The following is a 16,675-nucleotide window of genomic DNA, read 5'->3' as shown; positions in this document are numbered from 1 at the left end:
GGAACTCACGGGGATAGGGCTTGGGCACGATGACATCCTTCCAAGCAAGGCCGAAGCCTCACACATCAGGTGTCAACCAAACCCTGAGCAGACCCGGGCTGCGTCAGGGTTCCTTGTCGGTGCTGGTCTGAGGCGTTGATTGCGCATGCTGTGCACATCTCGAAGAAGTGTCGCCCCCACAGTGATATAGGCAACGCGCGGCGATGCCGTTTACGGTGAGTGTTGTAACTGTCGAACACGTGTTCTACGCTGGCGTTCATTGCTGTGAGTGAACGCGATCGACCGTTCGGGAGGGCTGCGCGGGTCACCTGGCAAGTGCCGGTGCTGGTGCCTCTAGTGTTCGTGGCGAATCTTGCGAGGAGTGACGTGGCATGGCTGACGGCAGTGCGATCGAGTGGACGGAAGCGACCTGGAACCCGACGACGGGTTGTGATCGGGTGTCGACCGGCTGCGATAACTGCTACGCGCTCACGCTCGCGAAGCGGTTGAAGGCGATGGGTGCTGCGAAGTATCAGACCGACGGCAACCCGAAGACGTCGGGCCCGGGGTTCGGTGTGGCACTGCATCCGGGCGCCCTCGCGCTCCCGTACCGCTGGCGGCAGCCTCGCCTGGTGTTCGTGAATTCGATGTCGGATCTGTTCCACGCCAAAGTGCCGATTGGGTTCATTCGGGACGTGCTGGCGGTCATCACTGAGACCCCGCAGCACACCTATCAGATCCTCACGAAGCGATCGCTGAAGCTGAGGCGTGTGGCGGACAAGCTGGACTGGCCGGAGAATCTCTGGATGGGGGTATCGGTCGAAAATCAGCAGCAGCTGGATCGTGTGGATCACTTGCGTGAAGTCCCCGCTACGATGCGATTCATTTCCGCCGAACCACTTCTAGGGCCGCTCAAGGGATTGTCGTTGTCTGGAATCGGGTGGGTGATCACAGGCGGCGAATCCGGCCCGGGCGCCCGCTCGTGTGACGCCGACTGGGTTCGCGACATCCGCGACGCTTGTGCTGACGCCGACGTACCGTTCTTCCACAAGCAATGGGGCGGCATTCGGCCCAAATCGCTGGGTCGTGAACTGGACGGCCGGACCTACGACGGGATGCCGGCCCGGCCGGCTGCCATCGTCGCTGGGCGGTAAATCAGCCTGCGAGACGAACCATGCTGCGCCGGAAGATACGTGTTTCGTCACTGCTGATCCGTCCGTCGGCGCGAAGATCCGCAAGGGTGCGGATGACGTGCTCGGGGCGGTATACTGTTTCGAAGAGGGCGAAGTTTCGGAGTTCCTCGACTCGCATTCCGCTCGGTGGGGCTGTCTTCAGCCGGTTGAGCAGTAGTCGTGCCAGCGGTGCCAGGACGGGATCAATGAGCTCGAAGAGGGTCTGCGCCTGTTCGTCTCGTGGATCGCGAAAGCCGACGCCGTAGACGCGGTCGACTTCCCAGACCGAATCCTTCATCTTCTCCAGGCCGCGGCGGTGGTTGGTGCCGAACACGAGGTACAGGGACTCTCCGCGAGTGTCGATCAGTTCGAAGTCGAGGAGGTACTTGAAGCCTGCTCTGGCCAATGTCTGTCGGTAGCAGGTGAGGATGTGCTGGCGCTTCGCCTGACCGGTCGCCATCGTGTTGATCTGGCGCCAGCTCGGATCACCTCCGAATACCTCGTCGGCCTCTGGACCCAGTTTTGAGACGAAGCGGATGAACGATTGTGTGCCAAGGGTGATGATGACCTCTGACGACTGGTTGCGCGCCAACCGTTCGAGCAGCCGGTACGTGACTGGCACGTTGCCCCAGGAATCCAGGACAGCCAGGATTGGCTGCCCCCAGGCCTGCATCGCGTCGAGTTCAGGCTCGAGCCTCTCGACGCAAGTACCCGCCTTGACTTTGACCCTCAATGTCTCCGCGCTCCGCGGGCGGGTGGGAAACTTGAGCGTCAACTGCTTGTTCAAGGTGTCGATGCAGCGCAGGTCATCATCCACAAAGATCATCTTGACTACAGGTATCGGATCGCGGACCTTGTCGAGCAGCGCCTGGATAGCGATGATCGGCGAACCCGGCTCGCCACCTTCGTAAACACCCGGGCCAGCGAACCCTTCGGCGTAAGTTGCCGACGGGTAGGCGTTGGATCCGGCCAGTAGGATCGGGAACCAGCGCTCGAGGTAGCGACGGTAGATGTCGTGCTTGGCCCCTGTGTGGTCTGCTCGCTTCCACGGCACCGGACCGCTGACGGGCGCGTGATCCCCCATATGTAACGCACAGCGAATTTAAAACTTCACATAGTGACTAGATTACACCTGAGGAGGGAGTACTTCAACTGCCTTCGACCGCCTCAAGCTGTCGGGTTGTACCGCATGCCCGCGGTATTTCGAGAGCTCCCTGGCCAACGGTTTGGGCTCCAGGATCCCTTCCTTGAAGAGCCGGACGAGCGCCTGTCGGAGATGCTTCAACCACGCCTGGCCGAAGGTCTCCGGACCGAATACTTCGTGGGCGTCGCGAGGTAAGACGATCTCACCGCGACGTGCGAGGAGTTCTCGGGCGTTGTGTTCAATGGCGTCGATCCACCCAGCTTGGCGAGCTTCCTCTTCTGCCGGGAACGGGTCCTCGAGTGTGAACAGGCTGCCTTCGTCAGATGCGGGTGGCGGGCTGCAGTACTTCCTCCACGCCGCGCCGGCCTGCGCCGCCGCTTCTCGTATCTCCCATAGTCCGTCCGGATGGCGAGTGAAGTGAACCAGGCGGTAAATCGGCTGCTTGTGCGCGCGATCCCTGACTGGCATGAGAGTCCAGGCGCAACCGGTCTTTTTGTTAATCCGATCGGCGTATCCCTTGGCGATCTCCGCGACGGCGGTGGCGGTCGTGTCCGACGACAGGTAGATGTCGTGCCACCAGTCGCCTCCCAGTACGGCGTCGAGATGCTCGAGAGTGGTTGTTTGCTGGGGGGTGGGATCAGTGAGTCGGAGGTAACCTCCGGCGCGGCTGAAGGCCATCGCAATGAAGTTCAGCAGTACCTCCGTCTTGCTCCCATGCCCTTCTCGGGGCCGGTTGAGCACGGCGACGACTTCATCGAACGTGGGACCTAAGCCGTAGGGGTCGATGAACATGAACAATGGTGCGTTGCCGGCGAAATCCACGGCTTCGCGAAGGTGGTCGCTCGCTCGGCCGTGGCGGACATGCCAGCGTGCCTCGGCTGGCATATTGTTCGCGAGTACCTGGGTCAATCGCTCGTAGTTGGACTTCTTGGCTTCGATGAAGAAGCAATCGATCTGCCTCGATTGGCGCAGGCCTGCGACGTCCTGTGCCACGAGTAGCGGACTGCCTGCTGTGCCGTCGTCGTATGCGCCGCGGCCCGCGTGGGTGTCGACGTAAGCGAGGCGTTTATCTGCCTCGGTTGACGCGGTTTTGCCGGCGAACTTGGGGAAGTACGTCTTGAGAAGCTTGTGCTTGAAGACGGCGGCCGCCTTCTTTGACACAAAAAACGGGTCATCCGAGCCGGCGACCTCGTCGCCTCCGGCCTCGCCGCTGATGGCGTAGTCGTCGAGGCCCGTCGAAAGTATGTCCGGATCGGCGGATTCACCTTCAAGCGTCACTGCTGGCCTCCCCGTGAGCTGATCATCTCGTTGTTCGCTTGTGGGGAGGAATACGCTACTGTGCCTCGATAACGATCTGATCAACCGCTTCTTTGTTGAGGAGGTGGGTCAGGGTCATTTGACGGATTGGTCGGAATTTTTGGCCGATCGTTGGTCATTCCCGGGGCTCCAGCGAGATTGGCAGAGCATCGCCTCTGGTCATACTGGGTCGCGGGTGGTGCTGATGGTCATATGCGTGTGTCGCATGTAACGCCCACGCCTGACGGCTCATCGCTGCCGTTTGCCAGTGCGCTGAGCTACACGCGCCCAAGTCTCGGTGAGCGTCGAGGGTGCGGTGCCCTCGGGAGGCTGGCGACGGGGTGCGGCAGTCCACGCCAGATTGCAGTTATGTCCGAAAATCTTGCAGTGTGAACATAAGTATCTCGCCGAATCAGGTTCTTACGGCGAATTCTGTTTAGGTGTTGACAGAACTCGGCTCGGCTGATGAAACTGTCCGGCGAGCAGGGCCGCGCACGAATCGACGCGCGGGTCCCCGGAGCAGAGCATGCGCCAGCCAGAGGAGCTGTCAATGAAGAGAGCCTGCTTGTCCACGGTGTTGATGGCGTTGACCGTCGCGGTGAGCGCGTCGGCGTGTGCGGCCGAGGTGCAGCCGTCGCGGTCGAACGAGGGTGGGTGCACGATCGCGTTCTTGTTGCCGGAGAACACGACGCCGCGCTACGAGGCAAAAGATCACCCGCTGTTCCTCGATGCCGTGAAGGCCCAGGATTCCAGCTGCAAGGTGCTGTACTTCAATGCCGCGAACGCGGCGGACAAGCAGCAGCAGCAAGCTGAGTCGGCGCTGGCGCAGGGTGCGCAAGTACTCGTGCTCGACGCGGCGAACGTGAATAGTTCGGCCGCGATCGTGCAGGAGGCGAAGGCCAAGGGCGTTCCGACGGTCGCCTACGACCGCACGGCGGGTGGTCCGCTCGCGTACCGCACGGGGTTCGACAACGTCGAGGTCGGTAAGACCCAGGCGAACGCCATGATCAAGGCGATGCAGGCGGCCGGCCACAGCTCGGGCAACATCGTCATGATCAACGGCGCGCCGGACACGACTGGAGCGTTCTTCAAACAGGGTGCGCACGAGGTCTTCGACAAGTCCGGCTACAAGATCGCTGCCGAGTACGACACCGACGGGTGGTCGCCGACCAACGCCACGACGGAGATGACGCAGGCCATCGCGAAGATCGGGGCGCACGACATCGTCGGTGTCTACGCCGCCAACGACACCCTGGGCGGTGCGGCGATCACCGCCATGAGGCAGGCGAACATCTCGCCGATTCCGCCGGTGACCGGACTCGACGCGACCGACGAGGGTCTGCAGCGCATCGTGCTCGGCACCCAGTACATGACGACGTACAAGAACCTCAAGGCCGAGACGACTGCGGCGGCCAAGATCGCCATCCTCCTCGCGCATGGCAAGCCGCTGCCACCGGCGCCGATGGTGAAGAACGCGACCGGCGATGAAGTGCCGACGCAGCTCCTGCCGCCGATCGCGGTGACCGTCGACAACATCAAGTCGACGGTCATCGCCGACGGGTTCGCGACGTCGGCCGAAGTGTGCGGTGGCGGCGCGGCCGACGCGTGCGCTCGAGCCGGCATCACCGGGTGAAGGGCGAAGCTGTGACAACGGAACATGAAAACGGACACGGCCGGGTGCTGTTGTCCCTGGCGCGCACCGAGAAGTCCTACGGTGCCGTGCGAGCGCTGCAGGACGTCGCGTTCGAGGCCCGGGCGGGCGAGATCGTCGCGTTGGTCGGCGACAACGGCGCCGGCAAGAGCACGCTGATCAAAGCGATCGCCGGGGTGTCTCCCGCCGACTCCGCGCAGATCACGTTCGAAGGAAATCCGGTGACGGTGGCGACACCGCAAGACGCGGCCAGGCTCGGGATCGCGACGGTGTACCAGGATCTGGCGCTGTGCGACAACCTCGACGTCGTCGCCAACCTCTTCCTCGGGCGCGAGCAGTTACTGACAGGCGCCGGCCGGACCGCCCGGTTGCTCGACAAAATCGACATGGCGAAGCAGGCGCGAGCGCTGCTGGCAGGCCTCGGCGCCCGGATCCCGAACGTGTTGGCCCGGGTCGAGGATCTCTCGGGCGGGCAACGGCAGGCCGTCGCCATCGCCCGGGCGATCCTCGGCGAGCCGAAGGTCGTCCTTCTGGACGAACCGACGGCGGCCCTGGGGGTGGCCCAGACCGCGCAGGTTCTGCAGCTGCTCAGGCGGTTGAAGGCCCGTGGCCTCGGCGTCGTGGTGATCAGCCACAACCTTGCCGACGTGTTCGCCGTCGCCGATCGCATCTGTGTGCTCCGGCTGGGCCGCAATGCCGGGGATTTCTCCACAGCGGAGGCCACCCACGAGCAGGTGGTCTCCGCGATCACCGGCCTGACCTCGTCCGCGGACCCCGGCGCCGGCCGGGAGCTGCACGGCATCACCTCCGGAGGTGACCTCGCATGAGTCCGGAACGGACAGTCGAAGAACTCCCGCACGCCGAGACGACTGCCCCGAAATCAGATCCACCGCCTCTCGAGCCGGCCGCGCCGACGCTGGGGGACCTCGTCCGCGCCAGGATGAAGCAGATCCGCAAGGGCGACGTGGGCAGCCTGTCGGTCTACCTCGGCCTCGTGCTGATCTGGATCGTTTTCCAGCTCGTCAACAACCGGTTTCTCTCCGACGACAACGTGCACAACCTCGCCCGTCAGATCTCCTACGGTGGCGTGATTTCCCTCGGCGTGGTCATGGTCCTGCTGATCGGCGAGGTCGACCTGTCCATCGGCTCGGTCTGCGGCCTCGGCGCCGCCATCCTCGCCGTCCTCGTCCAGAACAACGGCTGGAACCCTCTCCTGGGGATCGTGGTGACCGTCGCGGCCGGGGGAGTGCTCGGTGCCCTGCAGGGATTCATCCGCACGCGCCTGAACGTCCCCTCGTTCATCGTCACGCTCGGTGGGCTGCTGCTCTTCCTCGGCCTGCAACTGAGGTTCCTCGGCAAGACCGGAACGATCCTGTTCCCCTTCGGCGGAACCATCTCACAGCTGGAGGGCCGCAGCCTCGCGCCGGTGGCAGGTTACGCGCTCGCAGTGGTCGCGGTGCTGTGTTTCCTGGTGATGGGGCTGATCAGCAGGCGGCGGCACGTGCGCTCCGGGGTGAGTGCGCCGCCGATCGGCCTGCTGGTGGTCCAAGTGGCGGGCCTGGCCGTCGTGCTGTTCGTCGTGGTCTGGGAGCTCAACCGCGCGGTCGGTGTTCCGCTGGCGCTGATCATCTTCCTGGTGCTCGCGGTCTTCTTCTGGATTGTGATCACCCAGACCCGATACGGCCAGCGCGTGCGCGCCGTCGGCGGGAACGCCGAAGCCGCGCGGCGCGCCGGCATCAACGTCAACCGGATCCGGATCTCCGTCTTTGCCATCTCCGGGGCCATGGCGGCGGCGGGGGGTGTGCTGTCCGCGTCCTACGTCGGCGCCGCCTCGCAGGACCTCGGGGGAAGCACGCTGTTGCTGTACTCGATCGCGGCGGCGGTCATCGGCGGCACCAGCCTGTTCGGCGGCCGGGGCAGCGCTTGGTCCGCGGTCATCGGCTGGCTGGTGATCGGGTCGATCTACAACGGCATGTACCTCCTCAACCTCGTGTCCGATCTGCAGTACATGGTGATCGGCGCCGTGCTCGTCGCGGCCGTGATCGTCGACTCTATTTCGCGCCGGCGCGCGAGTGCCTGACCGCGCACCGGCGAATTCCAGCAGCAACTCCAGGGAGGAACACGTGAAAATCACCGACATCACAGGCACGGCCGTGCGGGCCGACTATCGGCCCGAGTACATGAAGGACAAGCGGTACTACGTCAAGGACGAGACCCAGGTCAACGTCATCGTGCAGATTCACACGGACGAAGGCATCGTGGGCATCGGCGAAGCCGCCCACTGTCCCGGGCTTTACGGTGAGACAGCGCCCTCGACCCTCGGTGGGATCGACTTGCTCAAGCCGGGACTCGTCGGCCTGGATCCGTTGCAGCTGACCAAAGCGAACACGATGATGGACCGCTACTCACCGGCGGGGAACGTCGCGGCGAAGGCCGGCATCGACATCGCGTTGCACGACCTGGCCGGCAAGATCCTCGGCATTCCGATGTACCAGCTCCTCGGCGGCCGGATGCACGACGGCGTGCCCACCCACATCACCCCGGCCACCTACGAGGACACAGCCAGTGACATGGGCCGGCTGATGTCGCAGGGCTACCGGTTCTTCAAGCAGAAGATGAGCGGTGACACCGAATACGACCTCGACATCGTCCGGTCCCTGCTCCCTGTGATCGGAGACCGCGCGACGCTCAGCCTGGACGCGAACCAGGCCTGGTCGGTGAACCAGGCTCTCCTCATCGCCGGAGTCCTGGAGAGGGAGGTGCCGTTGCAGCAGAAGATCATCCTGGAGCAGCCGGTCCTGGCCAACGACTTCAGTGGCCTGGCGAAGATCCGGCGCGCGACCCGGTTCCCGGTCATGGCCGACGACGGCATCCGCACCGTGGCCGACCTCAACCGCGTGATCGAGGCCGAAGCCGCCGACATCGTGAGCTTGAAGATCAGCCGCGTCGGTGGCGTCCAGAAGTGCCAGCAGATGATCCGCGTGGCCGAGGCACACAACGTCGACTACATCGTCGACGAGATCAACGAGATGAAGGTGGCGAACACCGCCGTCGCCCACCTCGCCGTGGCGTCGCGCAACCCGCTCTACACGGGCGTCGCGTGCCACACGCTGTTCGAACAGGACATCGTCGCCTCTGGCGGTGTGTCGATCGTCGAAGGCATGGCGAACGTGAACGACCTGCCAGGCCTGGGGATCGGCTCGGAGTCGGCACTCGGCATCGACCTGGAATCGACCGCGGTGCGCTATGAATACGCCTGAGCGGGCAAGCGGGTGGGCGCGCAGGCTGAAGATCGCGGTGATCGAGAAGAACCGTGGTCCGTATTGGGACATGGTCAACGCCGGCTGGCGTGACGCGGCTGAACGCTGGGGTTTCGACGTGGTCTTCGAGGCTCCAGAGTACGAGTCGGTCGACGACCAGGTGGAGGCGATGCGGCGCCATGTCGCAGGCGGCGCGGACGGTCTGGCTTTCGTCGCGACCCGCGAGTCCGCCTTCGATCAGGTCGTCGCGGAGGCGGCGGACGCCGGCGTGCCGGTCGTGACGTTCGACCTCGACGCCCCCCGCTGCGGGCGCGCGCTGTATGTCGGCATGCCGACGCCGATCGAGCTGGGTCGGCAGGCCGGTCGGCTGCTGGCGCAACGGGTCCCGGCCGGATCGCGCGTCCTGGCACAGACCGGCTCTGCCAAGGCTCCGGGTGCCGGGGGAAAGCTCCGCGGGTTCCGGGAGGCGATGGCGGAAGCCGGCATCGAGGTGGTCGGCGGGGACGACGATGGCGAGCGCGTGGACCTCGCGGCCGCGAACGTCCGTAGGCTGTTGGCGGAGAACCCCGACGTCGCGGGTTGTTACGGCGTCTACGGCTACCACGCCTCTGTCCAAGCGGCGGCGGTGGAAGAAGCCGGCCGTGCCGGGGAGGTCGCCATCATCGGCAACGACATGCTGCCGGAGACCGCCGCCGCGATCAGGCGTGGATCCGTGTTCGCCAGCATCTGGATCCGCGAGTACTACTTCGGCTACTACGCGGCCGCGGCGATCGCGATGGCCGCCCGCCTGGGTACCGGGGACGCACTCATGCTGCAGGGCTTCGACCCGGCGCGACTCGAGCGGAACCAACGGCGACTCGAACCGCGGGTGATCACCGCGGACAACCTCGCGGAGTTCGAGCAGTGGGCAGGAGAGCGTGGGGTGTTCGAACGGACGGCCGCGACCGCGAACACCTGAAAGCGATCCGGTTAGGCTGGCAGATCGGGGAGGCTAGGGGTGGACACGTGAACACAAACGGATCGTCGCGAGAGCCCGGCCCGGCACCGAGCCCGTCGCAGAGGGAACACGTCCTTTTCGCCCTGAGCCGCTACGGTCCGATGAGCCGGGCCCGGTTGCGCGAGGTTACCGGGCGTTCGCGGACCTCGGTGTGGGCGGTCGTGAGCGACCTCGTCGCCAACGGGGCTGTCGTCGAGGGCATCCCCGATCCGCTCGCGCGCGGTTCCCACAGCGGCCGGCCTCCCGGCCTCCTGCAGCTCGCCGAGACCACTGACGCGGTGGTCGGCGTCGACTTCGGGCGTACGCACATCCGGGCCGCACTGGCGGACTTGTCGGGTCGGATCCTCGCTGAGCAGCAGGTCCTGATGCAGGTCGACGACTTCGCGGCCGAGTCGTTGTCCGCAGCCGCGAAGCTCGTCACCGACCTGATCGCCGAGGCCGGAGTGGACCGGAGTGTGGTCCGGCAGGTGGTCGTCGGCCTGCCGGCCCCGGTCAATCGCGCGACGGGAAGCATCACCCTCGGCCGAGTGCTCAACAGCTGGGCGGGAGTGGTGCCGGCGACTGAGCTCGAAGAACGCATCGGGTTGCCGGTTTGGCTGGAGAACAACGCGAACCTCGGCGCTCTGGCGGAGGCGTGGGAAGGCGCCGCCAACGGAATCGACGACGTGCTCTACGTGAAGGTGTCCAGCGGCATCGGTGCCGGGCTCGTCCTCAACGGGAAGCTCTACAAGGGCGCGGCGGGTATCGCGGGCGAGATCGGCCACGTCCTCGTCGACGAGGACGGCGCAGTGTGCTGGTGCGGGAGCCGTGGTTGTCTCGACACCCTTGCCTCGGGCCGGCGCATCATCCAGTTGCTGCAACCGACGAGCCGGGAACCGCTGACGCTCGACCGGGTCGTGGAGCTCGTGCGCGACGGCGAGCCGCTGGCCACTCGCATCGTGTCCGATGCTGGGCGGACGCTCGGACGGGCGATCGCCGACCTCTGCGCGAGTCTCAACCCCGGAGCGGTCGTGCTCGGCGGTCTGGTCAGCTCGGCCGGCGACGTGCTCCTCGACGCCGTGGGAGTAAGCCTGCGGCGGTACGCGCAACCTGCGATCGCTGACGGCCTGCGGCTCCTGAGGTCGTCGCTGGGCAAACGCGCGGAGGTCGTCGGCGCGGTGACCTTCGCGCTCGACTCGACCCGACGGCAGCTTGCCGAAGAACGTGGGCTGCCGGCTCTCTCCTAGGGCGGGGAGCTCTGGATCCGGATCACGGGCGGCGGCTGGAGGCACGCACCACCAGCTCGGGTGTGAACGTCACCTGCTGATGGGTGTGCACCAGCTCTCGCGTCTCTTGCATGAGGAGTTCGGCCGCGGTTCGCCCCAGGCGATGTCGCGGCTGGCGGACCGAGGTGAGCGGCACCGTCGCGGCCGAGGCGAACTCGATGTCGTCGTAGCCGACGATCGCGAGGTCGTGTGGGACACGCAGGTCGAGGGCCGCACATGTCTGCAGAAGTCCCAGGGCCAGGAGGTCGTTGGCGCAAAAGGCGGCCGTCGGACGGGTCGCCGCCGGCAGCCCCGCCAGCCGGCGGCCCGCATTGCCGCCGTCGACGACCCCCATCTGCGACGTGGTGATGTCGACCAGGCGGTCTTTTTCCAGCCCAGCTTCGCGCAGCGCACGCAGCGCGCCTTCACGACGATCACGCACTTGCCCGATGTCCAAACGTCCACCGACGAAGGCGACGCGCTCGTGGCCCTGCTCCAGAAGGTGGCGGACTGCGATCTCGCCGCCGACCACGTCGTCGACGGCCACGGAGCAGTGGGAGTCACCGCGCCGGGTCCGGTCGACGATCACGAGGGGTGTGCCGCGTTGGGCGATTTCGTCGAGCCGCGGCGAATTCGGATCGACGGGTGTGATGAGGACGCCCTGCACGCGTTGTTGCTCGAGGCTGCTCAGGTAGTCCGCCTCGCGGACGGCGAGGTTCGTGCTGTTGCAGAGGAAGAGGGACAGGTCTTCTTGTGCGGCGACGTCTTCCATCCCGGCGGCGACGTCGGTGAAGAAGGGGTTGCGTCCGTCGAGCATCACGTAGGCGAGCACGCGGCTGTGGCCCGCACGAAGGTGGCGGGCCAGCTCGTTGCGCACGAAGCCGAGGTCGGCGATCGCCTTCTCGACCTTCGATCTGGTGGCGATGCTGACTCGGTTCGGTCGGTTGAGCACGTTGGACACCGTGCCGACCGAGACTCCAGCGGCGGCAGCGACGTCCTTCATGCCAGCGGCACGGAGCTCGGCGGGCCGTGCTCCGGTGGGGTCCTGCGCCGTCACGTGGGTTCCTCCTCGGCAGGTTGTAAAGCTAGGGTTTTGAAACGTAATAAGTCAACCGACTGAAGAGTTTGAACGATTTACCTGCGAAGTCTGAGCAGCTCGTTGACTTGGTGGTACACAGCATAGTAGCTTCGCCGCATCCGTTTGTGAAACCTTTTAATCCGGAGGTCGCGATGATGCGGCAGGAGCGCGACCGAGTGCCCTTACTCGAGGTTCGCGGGGTGACGAAGTCGTTCGGCGCGGTCGCGGCGGTGGCGGGTGTGTCGTTCCCGCTGTACGCCGGTGAGGCTCACGCGCTGGTGGGTGAGAACGGTGCCGGGAAGTCCACGATCGTCAAGATGCTGGCGGGTGTGCACCGTCCCGACGCCGGGACGCTGCTGCTGGACGGTGCGGAGGTCGCGTTCTCCTCGCCGGCGGACGCGAAGGCTTCGGGCATCGCGGTGATCTACCAGGAGCCGACGTTGTTCCCCGATCTCACCGTCGCCGAGAACATCGTGATGGGCCGCCACCCGCGTGGCCGGTTGGGGATGATCGACCGTGCTGCGATTCGCGCCGAGGCCGAGCGGCTGTTCGCCCGCCTCGGCGTGCAGATCGATCCGAGCCGCCCGGCGCGCGGGTTGTCGATCGCCGACCAGCAGATCGTGGAGATCGCCAAGGCGCTGTCCGCCGACGCGCGGGTGCTGATCATGGACGAGCCGACCGCAGCGTTGAGCCTGGTGGAGGTCGAGCGCTTGTTCTCCGTGGCGCGGGCGCTGCGCGACGAGGGTGCGGCGATCATGTTCATCTCGCACCGGTTCGAGGAGATCACCGACCTGTGCCAGCGCGTGACGATCATGCGCGACGGCCGACACGTCTCCACCGACGCGATCGAAGACGTCACCGTCGCGGAAATGGTGCGCCGCATGGTGGGACGCGACCTCGACGCGTTGTTCCCCAAGCAGGACGTGGAACCCGGAGAAGTCGTGCTCGAAGTGGCAGGGCTGGCTCGCGAGGGAGTGTTCCGCGACGTCTCGTTCGAGGTCAGGGCCGGGGAAATCGTTGCCTTCGCGGGACTGGTCGGTTCAGGTCGGTCCGAAGTGGTCCAGGCGGTGTTCGGAGTGGACGAACGCGACGCCGGAGTGGTGCGGCTCAACGGGAAGAAGCTCAAGGCCCACTCGCCTCGTGCAGCGATGGCGGCGGGCATGGCGCTGGTGCCGGAGGACCGGCGGCAGCAGGGACTGGTGATGGACCTGTCGATCGAGCGCAATGTGACGCTGCCGCGGGCGCGGGCGTTGTCGAAAGTCGGTCTGTTGCTGGGTCCCGGTGAGCGGCGGGAAGCGCTGCGCTGGACCGAGCGGCTGCGCACGAAGTACGGCCGGCTCGGCGACGCGGTGGGCACGCTGTCCGGTGGCAACCAGCAGAAAGTGGTGCTGGCCAAGTGGCTTTCGATGGCGCCGCGGGTGCTGATCGTGGATGAGCCGACGCGGGGGATCGACGTCGGCACGAAGGCCGAGGTGCACCGGCTCATGTCGGCGCTGGCGGCCGAGGGGGTCGCGGTGGTGATGGTGTCCTCGGAGCTGCCGGAGGTGCTGGGCATGGCCGACCGCGTGCTCGTGATGCGGGAGGGCCGGATCGTGGCGGAGATCCCGCGGGCCGAGGCGGACGAGAACTCGGTGATGTTCGCGGCGATGGGACAGGGAGCTGCAGCGTGAGTGCGACGAAGGTAGCGGCTCCTCCACCCCGGGAGCTGGCCAAAGTGCGAGGGTCCGGAGTCAGTGTGATCTTCCGGGCGCGTGAGTCGGGGATCGTACTGGCACTCATCGTGCTGGTGGTGTTCACCGTGGTGCAGAATCCGCGGTTCCTGTCGGGGCAGAGCATCCGCGACATCCTGCTGGGCACGGCGATCCTGGCGGTGCTGGCCGTGGGTCAGGCGGTCGTGATCATCACGCGCAACATCGATCTGTCCGTGGGTTCGGTGCTGGGCCTGTCGGCGTTCGCAGTCGGCACGATGCTGCGCGACAACCCAGGCTTGCCTGTCATCGTCGCGCTGTTGGCTGGCATCGTCGTCGGAGCGCTGTGCGGACTGGTCAACGGCGCGGTGGTGCGCTTCGGGAAAGTCCCGGCGTTGGTGGTCACGCTCGGCACCCTGTATGCGTTTCGTGGCGTCTGCTACTTCTGGGCCGGGGGCCAGCAGATCAACGCGGACAAAATGCCGCGGTCGTTCGTCGACTTCGGTGATGCATCGGTGCTCGGCGTGCCGTGGCTGGTGCTGATCGCGGTGCTCGTGATGGTGATCGCCGGGGTGGTGCTGCGCAGCTACCGCGGTGGTCGCGAGCTGTACGCGATGGGGTCGAGCCCGCAGGCCGCGCAGCTCGCGGGCATCAAAGTCGGGCGCAACACGACGATGGCGTTCCTGGTGAGTGGCGCATTGGCGGGCTTGGCCGGCGTGTTGTTCGCAGCCCGGTTCAGCACCATCGACGCCGCAGCTGGCACCGGGTATGAGCTGAATGTGGTGGCCGCCGCGGTCGTGGGTGGGGTGGCGGTGTTCGGTGGCAGTGGTTCGGTGTGGGGGGCGAGCCTCGGGGCGCTGCTGTTGACGGTGATCGGCAGCGCGCTGGCGGTGCTGGACATCAATCAGTTCTGGCAGCAGGCGATCGTGGGCGCCTTGATCCTGCTGGCCATCGGCGCCGACCGCCTTGTCGCGGTGCGCGTGGCCAAGGCACTGAAGAAGAGGGACTCCCATGTCTGACACTCCTATGCCCGATGCGCGTCGGCGGCCCTCGTGGCTCGGTCGGTTGGCGAGCTGGGACGTCGCCGTCATCGCCATCGCCGTCGTGGTCCTGCTCGTCGCGTCGGGCACCATCGACAACTTCGGCACGGGCCGCAACTACACGTTCCTGCTGCTCGACCTGCTGCCGATCGCGCTGATGGCGCTGCCGATGACGTTCATCATCGTGACCGGCGAGATCGACCTGTCGGTGGCCAGCACGCTCGGGCTCACGTCGGCGGTCATGGGTTCCCTGTGGAACTCCGGGCTGACGATCGAGACGATCATCCCCCTGTGCATCGTGCTCGGCGCGATCCTCGGTGCGGTGAACGGCTTCTTCGTCACGGTCCTGAAGCTGCCTTCACTCGCCGTCACGATCGGCACCATGGCGCTCTACCGCGGCCTCGCGTTCGTGGTGCTCGGCGACAGCGCCGTGGCCGACTTCCCGCAGTCCTACACCTCCTGGGTCACCGGGACGCTCGGCGGCAGCTCGATCCCCAACGTCCTCATCCCGCTCATCGTGCTGGCCATCGTGTTCGGGGTGGTGCTGCACGCCACCCCGATCGGGCGCGGCGTGTTCGCGGCCGGAGCCAGCGACACCGCCGCCCGGTTCGCCGGCATCCGCACCGGGCGCACGAAGTTCTGGCTCTACGTCGTCAGCGGCGCCGTCGCCGGGCTGGCCGGGGTGCTGTGGACACTGCGCTACTCCAGCGCCCGCGCCGACAACGGATTCGGCCTCGAGCTCGCCGTGGTGGCCGCCGTGCTCCTCGGCGGCGTCTCGATCTTCGGCGGCAAGGGCACGCTGCCCGGAGTGCTCGGCGGTGTGGTGCTGCTTTCCGCGCTGCAGAACGCGTTGCGGCTGCAGGACGTGTCCAACGAGGCACTCAACATCGTGACCGGCGTGCTGCTGATCATCTCGGTGCTGCTGCCCAACATCCTCTCCTCCTCCAGCGCCGCGCTGCAGCGGCGTAGGCGGAGGTCTCCCTCCCCGAATGCCGGAGCTTTGGCCGGTGCTGAACAGTAAATCCAGAAAGGTGACGAAGATGTCCCGTAGATTGTTCACCGGCGCGCTCTCCGTGGCGACCGCGGCCAGCTTGGTGCTGAGCCTTGCGGCATGCGGCGGCACAACCAAGAACGACAGCAGCAGCGCTGGAGACACTCAATCCACTGCGGCGGCGAACCCCAACGCGGCGAGCAAGCAGGGCGTGAAGATGGCGTTCCTGCCTAAGCAGTTGAACAACCCCTACAGCGACATCGAGGTCGGTGGCGGCAAGGCGGCGCTGGATGAGCTCAAGGGTGAGTACAAGCTCGTCGGGCCGAACGACGCCAGCGCGTCCTCGCAGGTCAGCTACATCAACACGCTGATCCAGCAGCAGCAGGACGTGATCGGGATCGCCGCGAACGACCCGAACGCCGTGTGTCCGTCGCTGAACCAGGCCCGCAGCGCGGGCATGAAGGTGGTGGCGTTCGACTCGGATGCGGCGAAGAGCTGCCGTGATGTGTTCATCAACCAGGCCAGCTCCCAGGGCATCGGCGAGCAGCTGGCGAAGATGGCGAACGAGCTGGCCGGTGGTGAGGGTGAGATCGCGATCCTGTCGGCGACGCCGAACGCGACGAACCAGAACGCGTGGATCGACGTGATGAAGACGGAGCTGGCCAAGCCGGAGAACAGCAAGCTGAAGCTGGACAAGGTCGCCTACGGCAACGACGACGACCAGAAGTCGTTCCAGGAGGCGCAGGGTCTGCTGCAGTCGTTCCCGAACCTCAAGGTGATCGTGTCGCCGACCACCGTCGGGATCGCGGCCGCGGCCCGGTATGTGAGCTCGTCGAGTTACAAGGGCAAGGTCGCGATCACCGGGCTGGGCACGCCGAACCAGATGCGCGCGTTCGTGAAGGACGGCACGGTCAAGGAGTTCGCGCTCTGGAACCCGGCCGACATCGGCTACCTCGCCGCCTACGCGGGCGTGGCGCTGAGCTCCGGGCAGATCACCGGCGCGCAGGGCCAGAAGTTCAAGGCCGGCAAGCTCGGCGAGTACACGATCGGCGCGGACGGCGAGATCGTGCTCGGCCCGCCGACGGTCTTCAACGCCGACAACATCGACAAGTACAACTTCTGACCAAGCTCCCGG

General features: G+C 66.0%; 14 protein-coding genes. 11 read left to right on the top strand and 3 right to left on the bottom strand.

Annotation, left to right across the window (positions count from 1 at the left end; all coding sequences use genetic code 11):
• The first annotated feature begins 371 nt into the window (after window positions 1-371).
• On the top strand, window positions 372-1,133 hold the full coding sequence (locus AB0878_RS48145) for a phage Gp37/Gp68 family protein (RefSeq protein ID WP_366590098.1): 762 nt from the start codon (window positions 372-374) through the stop codon (window positions 1,131-1,133).
• Window position 1,134: 1 nt separating this feature from the next.
• Here AB0878_RS48145 and AB0878_RS48140 read toward each other — a convergent pair whose 3' ends face one another.
• Window positions 1,135-2,235: a three-Cys-motif partner protein TcmP gene (locus tag AB0878_RS48140; protein WP_366590095.1), complete on the bottom strand. Its 1,101-nt coding sequence runs from the start codon at window positions 2,233-2,235 to the stop codon at window positions 1,135-1,137.
• 42 nt (window positions 2,236-2,277) lie between these two features.
• Entirely contained in the window at window positions 2,278-3,573 is a 1,296-nt protein-coding gene (tcmP, locus tag AB0878_RS48135) for a three-Cys-motif partner protein TcmP (RefSeq protein ID WP_366590093.1), read from the bottom strand.
• Window positions 3,574-4,141: 568 nt separating this feature from the next.
• On the opposite strand from tcmP, the gene AB0878_RS48130 reads away from it, so the two are divergent.
• The 6 genes from AB0878_RS48130 to AB0878_RS48105 all read left to right on the top strand — a co-directional run bounded on the left by AB0878_RS48130 (window position 4,142) and on the right by AB0878_RS48105 (window position 10,725).
• Entirely contained in the window at window positions 4,142-5,224 is a 1,083-nt protein-coding gene (locus AB0878_RS48130) for a substrate-binding domain-containing protein (protein ID WP_366590090.1), read from the top strand.
• A gap of 44 nt (window positions 5,225-5,268) precedes the next feature.
• Window positions 5,269-6,069, top strand: coding sequence for an ATP-binding cassette domain-containing protein (locus AB0878_RS48125; RefSeq protein WP_366590109.1), 801 nt, complete (start codon window positions 5,269-5,271; stop codon window positions 6,067-6,069).
• Complete coding sequence (locus AB0878_RS48120) at window positions 6,066-7,322, top strand: hypothetical protein (protein ID WP_366590088.1); 1,257 nt, start codon at window positions 6,066-6,068, stop codon at window positions 7,320-7,322. Before AB0878_RS48125 ends, AB0878_RS48120 begins: the two co-directional genes overlap by 4 nt.
• A gap of 43 nt (window positions 7,323-7,365) precedes the next feature.
• Window positions 7,366-8,502: a mandelate racemase/muconate lactonizing enzyme family protein gene (locus AB0878_RS48115; RefSeq protein ID WP_366590085.1), complete on the top strand. Its 1,137-nt coding sequence runs from the start codon at window positions 7,366-7,368 to the stop codon at window positions 8,500-8,502.
• The gene (locus AB0878_RS48110) at window positions 8,489-9,460 is read left to right on the top strand and encodes a substrate-binding domain-containing protein (protein ID WP_366590083.1); all 972 of its coding nucleotides are present in this window, start codon (window positions 8,489-8,491) and stop codon (window positions 9,458-9,460) included. Before AB0878_RS48115 ends, AB0878_RS48110 begins: the two co-directional genes overlap by 14 nt.
• A 200-nt stretch (window positions 9,461-9,660) precedes the next feature.
• Window positions 9,661-10,725, top strand: coding sequence for an ROK family protein (locus AB0878_RS48105; protein WP_366590080.1), 1,065 nt, complete (start codon window positions 9,661-9,663; stop codon window positions 10,723-10,725).
• Between the two features lie 22 nt (window positions 10,726-10,747).
• Here the strand turns inward: AB0878_RS48105 and AB0878_RS48100 are convergent, their stop codons facing one another.
• The gene (locus AB0878_RS48100) at window positions 10,748-11,746 is read right to left on the bottom strand and encodes a LacI family DNA-binding transcriptional regulator (RefSeq protein ID WP_366590107.1); all 999 of its coding nucleotides are present in this window, start codon (window positions 11,744-11,746) and stop codon (window positions 10,748-10,750) included.
• 227 nt (window positions 11,747-11,973) lie between these two features.
• Here AB0878_RS48100 and AB0878_RS48095 point away from each other — a divergent pair, with 227 nt between their 5' ends.
• The 4 genes from AB0878_RS48095 (at window position 11,974) to rhaS (ending at window position 16,663) form a co-directional block, all read left to right on the top strand.
• A complete protein-coding gene (locus tag AB0878_RS48095; protein WP_366590104.1) occupies window positions 11,974-13,491 on the top strand; it encodes a sugar ABC transporter ATP-binding protein in 1,518 nt (505 codons plus the stop codon).
• 65 nt (window positions 13,492-13,556) lie between these two features.
• Window positions 13,557-14,528 (top strand): ABC transporter permease, encoded by a 972-nt coding sequence (locus AB0878_RS48090; RefSeq protein ID WP_366590077.1) that lies wholly within the window; start codon window positions 13,557-13,559, stop codon window positions 14,526-14,528.
• Between the two features lie 7 nt (window positions 14,529-14,535).
• The gene (locus tag AB0878_RS48085) at window positions 14,536-15,570 is read left to right on the top strand and encodes an ABC transporter permease (protein ID WP_366590102.1); all 1,035 of its coding nucleotides are present in this window, start codon (window positions 14,536-14,538) and stop codon (window positions 15,568-15,570) included.
• Between the two features lie 19 nt (window positions 15,571-15,589).
• Window positions 15,590-16,663 carry a rhamnose ABC transporter substrate-binding protein gene (gene rhaS / locus AB0878_RS48080; RefSeq protein ID WP_366590074.1) on the top strand — a complete coding sequence of 358 codons (1,074 nt, stop codon included), beginning with the start codon at window positions 15,590-15,592 and terminating at the stop codon, window positions 16,661-16,663.
• Window positions 16,664-16,675: the final 12 nt, after the last annotated feature.

This window comes from Amycolatopsis sp. NPDC047767 (assembly GCF_040704195.1).
Taxonomy (GTDB): domain Bacteria; phylum Actinomycetota; class Actinomycetes; order Mycobacteriales; family Pseudonocardiaceae; genus Amycolatopsis.
The sequence above is the reverse complement of the archived record's forward strand: the minus strand, read 5'-3'. Positions and strand labels throughout refer to the sequence as shown.

What these genes read in the sequence shown, in the direction of transcription:
- AB0878_RS48145 (WP_366590098.1), top strand. Translation starts at nt 372, where the DNA reads ATGGCTGACGGCAGTGCGATCGAGTGGACGGAAGCGACCTGGAACCCG.
- AB0878_RS48140 (WP_366590095.1), bottom strand. Translation starts at nt 2,235, where the DNA reads ATGGGGGATCACGCGCCCGTCAGCGGTCCGGTGCCGTGGAAGCGAGCA.
- AB0878_RS48130 (WP_366590090.1), top strand. Translation starts at nt 4,142, where the DNA reads ATGAAGAGAGCCTGCTTGTCCACGGTGTTGATGGCGTTGACCGTCGCG.
- AB0878_RS48120 (WP_366590088.1), top strand. Translation starts at nt 6,066, where the DNA reads ATGAGTCCGGAACGGACAGTCGAAGAACTCCCGCACGCCGAGACGACT.
- AB0878_RS48110 (WP_366590083.1), top strand. Translation starts at nt 8,489, where the DNA reads ATGAATACGCCTGAGCGGGCAAGCGGGTGGGCGCGCAGGCTGAAGATC.
- AB0878_RS48100 (WP_366590107.1), bottom strand. Translation starts at nt 11,746, where the DNA reads ATGAAGGACGTCGCTGCCGCCGCTGGAGTCTCGGTCGGCACGGTGTCC.
- AB0878_RS48095 (WP_366590104.1), top strand. Translation starts at nt 11,974, where the DNA reads ATGATGCGGCAGGAGCGCGACCGAGTGCCCTTACTCGAGGTTCGCGGG.
- AB0878_RS48085 (WP_366590102.1), top strand. Translation starts at nt 14,536, where the DNA reads ATGCCCGATGCGCGTCGGCGGCCCTCGTGGCTCGGTCGGTTGGCGAGC.
- rhaS (WP_366590074.1), top strand. Translation starts at nt 15,590, where the DNA reads ATGTCCCGTAGATTGTTCACCGGCGCGCTCTCCGTGGCGACCGCGGCC.